Here is a 12,755-nt window from a genome sequence, read left to right as displayed (position 1 = left end):
CTTGGAGCAAGCATCGGTGGACACTGGACCGTTCGATGAGAGTTCCGGTGTCGCACGGGATTCGGCGGGGCCGGCCGTGCCGTGGGTGTTGTCGGCGCGCGATAGTGCCGCTTTGGCGGGGCAGGCCGCTCGCTTGGTCGCTCATCTGCGCCGGCGTCCGGAGGTGGATGTGGCCGACGTGGCGTCTTCGCTGGTGACGACGCGGAGCGTGTTCGAGCATCGGGCCGTTGTGGTGGGTGCCGATCGTGCGGAACTGATGGCGGGACTCGACGCACTGGCCGAGGGTGAGCTGTCGCCGACGGTGACCCGGGGCGAGGGGTTGCTGTCGGGGAAGACAGTCTTCGTATTCCCGGGCCAGGGGTCCCAATGGGAGGGGATGGCCGCCGAGTTGCTGGACTCCGCCCCCGTCTTCGCCGCCACGATGCGGGACTGCGCCGAAGCCTTTGCCCCACTGGTCGATTGGCCGCTGCTCGACGTGGCGCGCGGCATTCCCGGTGCGGCGTCGTTGGACCGCGTGGATGTCGTACAACCGACGTTGTTTGCGGTGATGGTGTCGTTCGCCGAGTTGTGGCGGTCTGTCGGAGTCGTCCCGGACGCGGTTGTCGGTCATTCGCAAGGGGAGATCGCCGCCGCCTATGTTGCGGGAGCATTGTCCTTGAAGGATGCGGCGCGGGTGGTGATTTCGCGTAGCAGGATGCTGGCTCAGGAGTTGGCAGGCACCGGTGGAATGGCCTCGGTGGTGCTGCCCGCCGAGGCCACCGAAGCGCGGCTGGCGCGGTGGGACGGCCGCATCGGTGTGGCGGCGGTGAACGGACCGGCGTCCACCGTCGTTTCGGGTGACGCCGACGCACTCACGGAGTTCCTGAACGCCTGTGCGGCCGAGGGCATTCGGGCACGCCGCATACCCGTCGACTATGCCGCTCATTCGGCGCAAATCGAAACCCTGCGTTCGCCGCTGTGCGATGACCTCGCCGATATCCGACCTCAGCCGTCCCGGGTGGCGTTCTACTCGGCGGCCACCGGGTCGCGCGTGGATACCGTGCGCTTGGACGCAGAGTACTGGTACCGGAACCTGCGCGATGTCGTTCGTTTCGCCCAGACCACCACGGCCCTCTACGAGGACGGCTACCGCTTCTTCGTGGAGGCCAGCCCGCATCCTGTGCTGACCATCGGGGTGCAGGAGACACTCGAGCGCGCGGGCGCGAAGGACGGTGACGTGGTGGTCGCCGGCTCCACCCGCCGCGGCGACGGAGGCATGCGCCGCTTCGTCTCGTCGGCCGCGGAGTTGTTCGTCGCCGGCGCCACGCTGAACTGGCCTGCACTGAGTCCGGTCGGGCGCCGAGTCGACCTGCCGACGTACGCATTCCAGCGCCGCCGATTCTGGTTGGACTCTTCGCCCGGCGAGGACGCGCGGTCCGCGACCGACCGAACGAGCGCCGAATTCTGGGAGTCGATATCCCCCTCCGCACTCGAGGCGCGTGGACTGGATCCGCAGCGGCGGTTCGTCGAAGTATTCGAGCAGCTGTCGGCTGAACATCATGCCGCCCAGCTGCGACGAGATATCGGTTCCTGGAACTACCGGATCACCTGGCAGTCGATCGCGGCGGGGTCTGCGCGCTCGTCAGGGGTATGGCTGATCGTGACCCACCCGGGGAATCGGGACCTCGAGACGATCGAGAAGACGTTGATCGGGGCCGGCGCCGAGGTGCGGATACTGGAACTGACATCGGAGACAGCGAATCGGGCGTACATCGCCGACCACCTCCGAGCGCTCAGTGTAGACGGCGAGTTCGCGGGTGTGTTGTCGCTGCTGGCCGACGACGAACGTGGGATACCGGAGTCGACCTCGGTAACTCGGGGGTTGGTCGGGACCATCTTCCTGCTGCAGGCCATGGTGGAAACATCCCGCACCGCGCCGGTGTGGTTCGTGACGAGTGGCGCTGTCGCAGCAGCAGGCTCCGACGAGAATGTCAGCCCGCTTCAGGCGCCTATCTGGGGTGTGGTCCAAGCGGCTGGTCTGGAGAATCCGGACCGCCGTTTCATCCTCGTCGATCTCCCGGCGGATCGGGACGACGAGGACATCGCTGCATTGGGTGCGGCGCTGGCTGTTCAGCACGGCGAGGATCAACTAGCGGTGCGCAAGGCCGGTCTTTTCGCGCGGCGCATGTCCAGGGCCCCGCGGACCGAGGCGAGCGACGGTGACACATGGACTCCACGAGGTGCGATCCTGATCACCGGTGGCACGGGCGGGGTCGGTTCGCGCATCGCGAGGTGGGCGGTGCGCCTGGGCGCCGAGCATGTCGTGCTGGTCAGTCGCAGTGGCGCAGGCGCCGCGGGGGCGGCGGTCCTTCGGGACGAGCTCGCGGCTCTCGGGGCCTCGTCGACGTTCTGCGCCTGTGATGTCTCGGACAGAGATCAAGTCGCGAGCCTCCTGCAGGACATCGATCGCAGCGGCGTCGAGCTGACGGCGGTGATCCACGCGGCCGGAATCGGCGAACTCGCGTTCATCGGGGATATCGATATCGCTCGGCTGGAGGCCGTACTGGCACCGAAGGTCGCGGGCGCGCGTCATCTGGACGAGCTGCTCGGAGACCGCCCGCTCGATGCGTTCGTCCTCTTCTCGTCGGGGGCAGCCGTCTGGGGAAGCAAGGGCCTCGCCTCCTACGCCGCCGGAAACGCCTTTCTGGATGGGCTCGCGCAGGCTCGCCGTGCCAGTGGCCGAGTCGCGACGTCGATCGCCTGGGGTCTCTGGGGAGGTGACGGTATGGGGGAATCCGCCGACATTCGAGAATATTTGCACCGCACCGGTATACGGGCCATGGATCCCGACCACGCACTGGCGGCGCTGAGCCGGGCGGCCGGGTCGCACGAAGCTCTGTCCATCGTGGCGGACATCGATTGGCAGAAATTCGCACCCGCCTACACGATGTCGCGCCACCGCAGTCTGATCGACGAGATACCCGAGGTGCGAGCGCTGCATTCGTCCGACGGTGCATCGACCGGTGGTGCGAACTCGTCTCTCGCCGACGAGTTGAAGGGAATGTCGCCCGCCGCCGCGGAGGAAGTGCTGCTGGAAACGATCCGGGAGATCGTAGCCGCCGTACTGGGGCATCGCCGCGAGGAAATCGACGATCGACGACCTTTCATGGAACTCGGTCTGGATTCTCTGACCGCACTCGAGTTGCGCTCGCGGTTGAACAGGCGGACGGGATTGACGCTGCCGTCGACCGTTGCCTTCGACCACCCTTCGGTGCGCGAGTTACGCGAGCACATCCAGCGGAACATCGGCCTCGCACCCTCGTCGCGTACCAGCGACGTGCTCGAGGAGCTGGACAAACTATGGCCGATCCTCTCCTCGCTCGACGTGGAAAACGGCCGACGCGTGAATATCGTGTCGCGACTGGACGATCTGCTCGTGCGCGCGAAAGCCAGGTTCGAGCTGTCCGCGATCGAGGATCTCGAGACCGCGACCGACGAAGAACTCTTCGACATCATCGACAACGAGCTGGGGCTCTGACGGCCGAGCTCACCGTCGCGCAGACCAATTGAGGAGATTCATTCCTGATGTCCAATGATGAGAAGCTTCGCAGCTACCTCAAGAAGGTGACGCGCGAACTCCGGGAAACTCGCGAACGTCTGCTGCACGCCGAGGGAACGGTGGCGGAGCCGGTGGCGGTTGTGGGTGTGGGGTGTCGTTTTCCGGGTGGTGTGGTGTGTGTGGAGGATTTGTGGGGGTTGGTGTCGGGGGGTCGGGATGTGGTGGGGGATTTTCCGGTTGATCGTGGGTGGGATGTGGGGTTGTTCGATCCTGATCCGGAGGTTCGGGGGCGGTCGTATACGTGTCGGGGTGGGTTTTTGGCGGGTGCGGCGGATTTCGATGCGGAGTTTTTTGGTTTGAGTCCGCGTGAGGCGTTGGCGATGGATCCGCAGCAGCGGTTGTTGTTGGAGGTGTCGTGGGAGGCGTTGGAGGGGATGGGGGTTGATCCGAGGTCGTTGCGGGGCAGCAGAACCGGCGTCTTCGTCGGAGCGTCCTATCTGGGCTACGCGGCGGGAGATGATGCCTCGCTGGTGGCGGAGATCGACGGGTACCGGATAACCGGCACGTCCTCGAGTGTGTTGTCGGGGCGGGTGTCGTACGTGCTTGGGTTGGAAGGTCCTGCGGTGACGGTGGATACGGCGTGTTCGTCGTCGTTGGTGTCGTTGCATCTTGCGGTGCAGTCCCTTCGGTCGCGGGAGTCCGACCTGGCGCTGGCCGGCGGTGTGGCCGTCATGGCGAATCCGATGCCATTCATCGAGTTCTCTCGCCAGCGCGGGCTGTCGGTGGATGGTCGGTGCAAGTCCTTCGCCGAGGCGGCGGACGGGACGGGGTTCTCGGAGGGGGCGGGAGTCCTTGCCTTGGAACGTCTTTCGGATGCACAGCGGCTGGGGCACGAGGTGTTGGCTGTGGTGCGTGGTTCGGCGGTGAATCAGGATGGCGCCTCGAATGGGTTGACTGCGCCGAATGGTCCGTCGCAGCAACGGGTGATTCGTGCGGCGTTGGCGAATGCGGGGTTGACGACGGCGGATGTGGATGTGGTGGAGGCGCATGGGACCGGGACGGTGTTGGGTGATCCGATCGAGGCGCAGGCGCTTATCGCGACGTACGGTCAGCGGGGGGTGGGTGCGGAGCCGTTGTGGTTGGGGTCGTTGAAGTCGAATGTTGGTCATATGCAGGCGGCTGCGGGGGTGGGGGGTGTGATCAAGATGGTGGAGGCGTTGCGTCGTGGTGTGTTGCCGAAGACGTTGCATGTGGATTCGCCTACGTCGCATGTGGATTGGTCGGCGGGTCGGGTGGAGTTGTTGGTCGAGGCTCGTGTGTGGCCGGAGGTGGGTCGTGTTCGGCGGGCGGGTGTGTCGTCGTTCGGGGTGAGTGGCACCAATGCGCACGTGATCCTCGAACAGGCGCCGGTGGACACTCGATCGCCCGATGAGAGTTGCGGTGTTGCACGGGATTCGGTGGGTTCGGTGGTGCCATGGGTGTTGTCGGCACGTAGCCGGGCGGGTTTGGCGGGGCAGGCTGCTCGGTTGGCCGCTCATCTGCGCCGGCGTCCGGAGCTGGATGTGGCCGACGTGGCGTTTTCGCTGGTGACGACGCGGAGCGAGTTCGAGCATCGCGCCGTTGTGGTGGGCGGTGACCGTGCGGAGCTGATGGCGGGACTGGACGCACTGGCGCAGGAACAGTCGCATTCGGCCGTTGTCGAAGGCACTGCCGCGTCCGGCGGGACAGCGTGGCTGTTCTCCGGTCAAGGTTCGCAGCGGGTGGGGATGGGCCGGGAGCTGTATGCCGAGTTCCCCGTGTTCGCGGCCTCCGTGGACGAGGTCTGTGCCGAGTTCGAACCGCAGCTCGACGGCTCCCTCCGAGATGTGATGTTCGATGACGAGTCGAAGCTGCTGGGGGAGACGGTGTGGGCGCAGGCGGCCTTGTTCACCGTGGAAGTCGCTCTGGCGCGGTTGATGCGATCGTGGGGCGCACGACCGGACCTCGTGGTGGGGCATTCGATCGGCGGAGTCGTCGCCGCTCATGTCGCAGGCGTGCTGTCGCTGGCAGATGCGTGCGTTGTCGTGGCCGCGCGTGGACGTCTGATGCAGGCGGCTCGCAGTGATGGTGTCATGCTCGCGATCCAGGCCACCGAAGTGGAAGTCTCGCCGTACCTGGACGACAGGATCTCGGTGGCGGCTGTGAACGATCCGGCGTCGGTGGTCGTTTCCGGCGACTCGGACGCCGTCGCGCAGGTCGCCGCGCGATTCGAGGATCGGAAATCACGACGGCTCAACGTAAGTCATGCGTTTCATTCACCGCACATGGATTCGGTGCTCGATGAATTCGAACGAATCGTGGCCACGGTATCCTTGGCGCCCGCGGCGATCCCGGTGGTCTCCGACAGCACCGGGGCGGTGCTGACCGATGAGCAAGCCACCTCACCGCGGTACTGGGCGGAACACATCCGCCGCACGGTGCGATTCGGCGACGCCATGGCATGCGTGCGGGAACGCGTGAGCAGATGCGTGGAAGTGGGACCGGACGGGGTGCTCAGCGCGATCGCCGCGGAGACCGTACCGGGGTCGGCGCCGTTGTTACGCGCCGGTCGTCCCGAGGTCGCTACCAGCGTGCGCGCTCTGGCTTCGCTGTACGTCGACGGTGCGGACGTGGCGTGGCAGTCCCTCGTTCCCGGCGGGCGTCGAGTCGCGTTGCCGACGTACGCATTCCAGCGGCGCCGGTACTGGGTGTCGGGCTCTCGGACGGGAGACGTATCGGGTGCGGGTTTGATGGCCGCCGAGCACCCGATGCTGGCGGCGGCAACGGAACTGCCCGCGACCGGCGGGTTGATACTGACCGGCCGAATGTCGGTCGAGACACATCCATGGCTGGCCGATCATGCGGTGCACGGCACGGTGCTGATGCCAGGGACAGGTTTTGTGGAGCTGGCCTTACAGGCCGCAGCGGAAGTTGGATACGGGCGGGTAGACGAGCTGACACTGCAGGCGCCCCTGCTGTTTCCCGACCACGCGGCCCGCCGGATACAGGTCTCGGTGGACGCGGCCGACGACGTCGGAGCGCGTGCGATCTGGATCTACTCGCGTCCCGAGGGATCCGAGGCGGAATGGACCGCCCATGCCCGCGGGACCCTCGCCGCCGAGCCCACGCCCGCGGCAGCGGCGCTCCCATGGCCGCCGACCGAGGCGGAGGCAGTGGATCTCGACGGCGGATACGGGCGATTGGCGCAGCGAGGGTACGAGTACGGACCGGGATTCCGCGGACTGCGGGCGGTCTGGCGACGGCGGGACGAAGTCTTCGCGGAGGTGGCGCTGCCTGACGAGATACCGGTGAGCGCAGCGGGATTCGGCATACACCCGGCCTTGCTGGATGCCGCGCTGCACGCCGTGCCGCACGCACTGCCAGCGGTCGGTCGGGACGAAAGCGATGTCGTGCTGCCGTTTTCCTGGGAAGGGGTGTCACTCCATGCCGCGGGTCGATCGCCGCTGCGGGTTCGGATAGCTCTGAGCGGTCACGACCTGTCGCTGACGATGGCCGACGAGACCGGGCAGCCGGTGCTGACGGTGCGCTCGGCGAAATCACGGCCGGTGACGCGCGAACAGCTGGCCGCTACCGGCACGAGCGACGGCCTCTACGAGCTGACGTGGTCTGCGGCGCCACCGACATCCGCGGTGCAGCCGGTCTCCGCCGCCGACTGGAAAGAGGTGCGGGGCCAGAAGGTCGACGTGCCCGCGGTGGTCGTCCTGGACTGCCGAGCCGAGGACGGGCGGCTCGACGTCGTGGCGGACACGCACGCGATGACGAATGACGTCCTCGGCGTGCTGCAGGTCTGGCTCGGGCAGCCCCGTTTCGGATCGAGCACCTTGCTGGTGCTCACGCACGGCGCAGTGGATTTCGCGGGCGAAGGCGTATCGGACCTGGCGGGAGCCGCGGTGTGGGGTGTAGTGCGGTCCGCGCAATCGGAGGATCCGGGACGGATCGTGCTGGCCGATGTGGACGAAGCGGTCGATATCGCGGCGGTCATGGTGACAGGTGAACCGCAGGTCGTGGTCCGTGACGGTGTCGTGCATGCGCCCCGCTTGGTCCGGGTCCGCGGCGCCGCCGAGCCCTCCGCTCCGTTCGGCACAAGCGGAACGGTTTTGATCACCGGAGGAACCGGAGGTCTCGGAGCACTGCTGGCCCGCCACTTGGTGACCGACTGCGGAGCACGGAAGATGGTGCTGGTCAGCCGTCGCGGCCCGGCCGCTCCCGGTGCGACGGAATTGCGCACGCAGCTGATCGATGCCGGGGCCGAAGTCGACATCGTGGCCTGCGATCTCGCCGATCGCGCCGCCGTATTCGAACTGGTGGCGGGCATCCCGGACCTGACAGCGGTGGTGCACGCGGCCGGAGTGCTCGACGACGGCGTGATCGGGTCCTTGACGCCCGAGCGCGTCGACAAGGTGCTCGCGGCGAAAGCGGACGCGGCATGGCACCTGCACGAGGCGACCCGGAGTCTGGAGCTCTCGGCCTTCGTGCTGTATTCCTCGGAGGCCGGGGTCCTCGGCGGCCCGGGGCAGGGCAACTACGCCGCGGCGAACACCTTCCTGGACGGACTCGCGGCGCACCGCCGCGCCAAGGGGCTGCGCGCACAGTCGATCGCCTGGGGGTGGTGGGCCGCTGGATTCGGCGGGATGACAACGACTCTCACCGATATGGATACCGCGCGGATGCGCCGGAACGGATTCCTCCCGATGTCGGCGGACGACGGATTGAGTTTGTTCGACGCGGCGGTGGGATCGAACCGGACCGCGGTAGTGGCGGCGCGGCTGGACGCCACGGCATTACCGGGGGCCGCACGCTCGTTCCCGATCCTGCGAAGCCTGGCGCCCGCCGCACGGTCGGCCGAGCGCGCCGCGGTCCCGGTATTGCGGCAGCGCGTTCAGGGACTCGACCCGGTTCGACGACGACAGGTTGTCCTCGATGTCGTCCGAGCCCAGATCGCGGAGGTGCTCGGCCACGACGGACCCGCTGTCATCGATCCGGAACGGCAATTCCAGGAACTGGGATTCGACTCGCTCAGCGCGGTCGAAGTCCGCAACCGGCTGAGAACCGCAAGCGGACTGCAACTTTCGGCAACCCTGGTCTTCGATTATCCCACGCCGACGGCCCTCGCCGACCACCTCGCCGACCACCTCGCCGAACAACTCGCACCGACGACTCCGGCGTCGACGGACGAGCTGGTGCTCAGCAGTGTGGACAGCCTGGAAGACGCCCTGCTCCGTGCGCCCGCGACAGGAGAGGTCGCAGAGCGCCTCATCGGACGACTGGAGGCCATCCTGTCGCGCATCCGTCTCGGCGGAAACGCGGCAGGAGCCGAGGTCGACCGGGAACACATGCACACCGCCTCGGCCGAAGAACTCCTCGAGATCCTCCGGACGCAGTTCGGCCGATCCTGACCACCGGACGAGTAGCTCGAGGAAGACGCACCATGACGAACGAAGCACAACTCGAACCGATTGCCATCGTCGGCATTTCCTGCCGCTTGCCGCAGGCTCCGGACAAGGAGCAGTTCTGGCGATTGTTGACCGACGGTCGCAACGCGGTGGGCGCCGCGCCGGAGGGCAGGTTCGCGACCGGTCGAAATACCGTGCCGCACGGGGGATTCCTGGACTCGGTGGACGAGTTCGACGCGGAGTTCTTCGGTATCTCCGCGCGTGAGGCCGTTGCCATGGATCCGCGGCAGCGGCTCGTTCTCGAATTGGCCTGGGAGGCATGTGAGGACGCCGCGATCGTGCCTGCGACCCTGGCGGGCAGCAGCACAGGGGTGTTCATCGGCTCGGTGTGGGACGACTACGCCACACTGCTCTACCGCAGCGACGAACTATCCGCACACGCGATGACCGGCCTGCATCGCGGCATCATCGCCAATCGGGTGTCCTACGCATTGGGACTACACGGTCCGAGCATCGTGGTGGATGCCGCCCAGGCGTCCTCGCTCGTCGCCGTGCACTTGGCTTGCGCGAGTCTGCGATGCGGCGAATCGACGTTGGCCGTTGCCGGTGGCGTGAACCTCAACCTCATCCCGGAGAGCGACGAGGTATCCGATCGCTTCGGCGGACTGTCACCGGATGGCCGCTGCTTCACCTTCGATGCCAGGGCGAACGGCTATGTCCGTGGTGAGGGCGGCGGCATCGTCGTATTGAAGCCCCTGGCCCGGGCGCTTGCGGACGGCGACACGATCTACTGTGTGATCCGCGGCAGCGCGGCGAACAACGACGGATCCACACCGGGTCTGACCGTTCCCAGTACGCAGGCGCAGGCCGACGCAATCCATGCTGCCTACACGGCCGCGGGAATCGACCGCGGCGACGTGCAATACGTCGAGTTGCACGGCACGGGAACGAAGGTCGGCGACCCGATCGAGGCGGCCGCCCTCGGCGCGGTGGTCGGCGCCGCCCGCGCGCCGGGCGAGCCGCTCCTCGTGGGCTCGGTGAAGACCAATATCGGTCATCTCGAGGGCGCGGCCGGGTTGCCCGGCCTGATCAAGGCGGCGTTGAGCATTCACCACCGCGAGATCCCGGCCAGCCTGAATTTCCATACCCCCAACCCGGAGATCGATTTCGACCGGCTGAACCTCCGTGTGCAGACCGAAACGGGTCCGTGGCCGCGACCCGCTCGCCCGCTGATCGCCGGTGTCAGCTCGTTCGGCATGGGCGGGACGAACTGCCATGTCGTCCTGGCGGAATCGCCGACGGCGCAGCCGCAGCCGGTTGCGTCGTCCGCGCAACCATTGATGGTGCCGTGGGTACTTTCGGCGCGCACCGAGCGGGCGCTGCGCGGCCAGGCCGCCAGGTTGGCCGAACATCTCGCCGCGCACCCCGAGGCGACCGCGCGCGAGGTGGGCTGGTCCTTGGCGACGAGCCGGACCGTGTTCGAGCACCGTGCGGTGGTATACGGCGCCGAGCGCGACGAACTGGTGCGCGATCTGGCGTCGTTCGCCGAGGGGGACGGCGCCGCCGCGATGACCGGCAGGGCCGATACCTCCGGTGTCGTATTCGTCTTCCCCGGACAGGGAAGTCAGTGGCAGGGCATGGCGATGGATCTACTCGAGTACTCGCCGCGGTTCCGCCGGGAGCTGGAAGAATGCGCCGAAGCGCTTGCTGCGCACATCGATTGGTCGCCGATGGCCGTGCTGCGGTGCGAACCGGGGGCGCCGTCGCTCGATCGCGTCGATGTGGTGCAACCGGTGCTGTTCGCCGTCATGGTCGCGTTGGCGCGGCTGTGGCAATCCTTCGGAATACAGCCCTCTGCCGTCATCGGTCACTCGCAGGGCGAGATCGCCGCGGCGCACATCGCGGGAGCATTGAGCCTGCCGGACGCCGCCGCCGTCGTCGCGCTGCGCAGCAAGGCCATCGCCGAGATCGCGGGCAAGGGCGGGATGGCCGCGGTGGCGCTGTCCGAAGCAGCGGCTGCCACCCGGATCGCGGAGTGGGCGGGCCGACTCGACATCGCGGCCGTCAACGGACCGTCCGCCGTGGTGGTGGCGGGCGATTCGGCGGCGCTGGCGGACTTCGTCGGTGAGTGCACCGCCGCAGGCATTCGTGCCAGGATCCTTCCGGTCGACTACGCCTCCCACACCGGGCACGTGGAGGCGGTCCGCGGCCGTGTGCGCACCGATCTCGCCGCGGTCGCACCGAAATCCACGGACACGACGTTCTATTCGGCCGTGACGGGGGACGTGCTCGACACCGAGAACCTCACCGGTGATTACTGGTACACGAATCTGCGGCAGCGGGTCAGGTTCGCCGACGCGGTCCGGACCGCGGCCGACGCAGGCCACGGAGTGTTCGTCGAGATGAGTCCGCATCCAGTGCTCACCTTCGCGGTCGAGCAGACACTGGAATATTCGGCTGCCCCGAGTGTCGCGGTCGGCTCGTTGACACGCGACCAGCCCGCCTCGCGGTCGCTGGTCGCCGCGCTGGCCGCGCTGTTCGTGCGCGGAGTAGACGTGGAATGGCCCGCGATCTTCGGCGACGACGTCAGGCGTGTGCCGTTGCCGACCCATGCGTTCCAGCGATCGCGCTATTGGCCCGGCGCTACGCCGGACGCCCGGCCCGCCGCCGAGTCGCCGTGGCGAACGCGGTTGGCGGCGCTGAGCGAGGACGCCAGGCGTGACGCGCTCGTGGAATTGGTCAATGCCAACGTCGCCACCGTGCTGGGCACGGAGTCGACGGTGACCCTCGCCGCCGAAACCTCTTTCGAGAGCCTCGGTTTCGAATCCGCCACCGCTGTCGATCTGCGAAACAGGCTCGCCGCCGCCACCGGGTGCGCCCTGCCCGCGTCGTTGCTCTACGACCAGCCGACCGTGGCGAGACTGGCCGACCATCTCGGCGACATCGTGCTCGGCGCGCGCGTCGCCGAACAACCGATGCCGCGGCACGCGCGGACCGCCGATGTGGACGATCCCATCGTGATCGTGGGCGCCGGCTGCCGCTTCCCCGGTGGCGCGTCCTCGGCCGAGCTCCTGTGGGACGTGGTGGCCGAAGGCCGCGATGCGATCGGCGACTTCCCGGCCGACCGCGGCTGGGACCTGTCCGATGTCTTCGATCCGGAACCCGGGATGCCAGGCCGTTCGTACGTGCGGGAGGGCGGATTCCTCTACGACGCCGGGCAATTCGACGCGGCGTTCTTCGGGGTCAGCCCACGCGAAGCGGCGGCGATGGACCCGCAGCAGCGCGTGCTGCTCGAAGTGACGTGGGAAGCGTTGGAACGCACGGGCATCGACCCGAAATCGCTGCGCGGCAGCGACACCGGTGTGTACGTCGGAGTCTTCGGTTCGTCGGTCGATCGGTACGGCGGTGGACCCGACGACACCGCGGAAGGCTATCGGCTGACCGGCGGCGCGGCGAGTGTCGTGTCGGGCCGGGTGGCGTATGTGCTGGGTTTGGAAGGCCCTGCGGTCAGTGTGGATACGGCGTGTTCGTCGTCGTTGGTGGCGTTGCATCAGGCGGTCGGCGCGTTGCGCGCGGGGGAGTGCGGGCTCGCATTGGCGGGTGGGGTGACGGTGATGGCCACCCCCGGTGTCTTTGTGGAGTTTTCGCGGCAGCGTGGGTTGTCGGTGGATGGCCGTTGTCGGTCGTTTGCGGAGTCGGCTGGTGGTACGGGGTGGGCTGAGGGTGCGGGTGTTGTTGTGCTGGAGCATCTTTCGGATGCTGTGCGCAATGGTCACGAGGTGCTC

The 12,755-nt window shown here is 67.5% G+C and carries 3 protein-coding genes and 2 pseudogenes; all 5 read left to right on the top strand.

Features of this window, described 5'->3' with window-relative positions:
- Positions 1–1,291: pseudogene (locus tag NL1_RS40475) on the top strand (acyltransferase domain-containing protein); the annotation flags it as partial.
- 348 nt (positions 1,292–1,639) lie between these two features.
- Entirely contained in the window at positions 1,640–3,517 is a 1,878-nt protein-coding gene (locus tag NL1_RS40470) for an SDR family NAD(P)-dependent oxidoreductase (protein WP_507763282.1), read from the top strand.
- A gap of 44 nt (positions 3,518–3,561) precedes the next feature.
- Positions 3,562–8,973: a type I polyketide synthase gene (locus NL1_RS33970; RefSeq protein WP_422615833.1), complete on the top strand. Its 5,412-nt coding sequence runs from the start codon at positions 3,562–3,564 to the stop codon at positions 8,971–8,973.
- A 32-nt stretch (positions 8,974–9,005) separates the two neighbouring features.
- Positions 9,006–11,894, top strand: a pseudogene (locus NL1_RS33965) (type I polyketide synthase); the annotation flags it as partial.
- A partial coding sequence (locus NL1_RS40465) for a beta-ketoacyl synthase N-terminal-like domain-containing protein (RefSeq protein ID WP_444980025.1) occupies positions 11,883–12,755 on the top strand: 873 nt, incomplete at its 3' end. The pseudogene NL1_RS33965 and the gene NL1_RS40465, both read left to right, overlap by 12 nt.

It is taken from the genome of Nocardia lijiangensis NBRC 108240 (assembly GCF_001613045.1).
Lineage (GTDB): Bacteria > Actinomycetota > Actinomycetes > Mycobacteriales > Mycobacteriaceae > Nocardia > Nocardia lijiangensis.
Note: the sequence above shows the minus strand (reverse complement) of the source record. Positions and strands in the feature narration are given on the sequence as shown.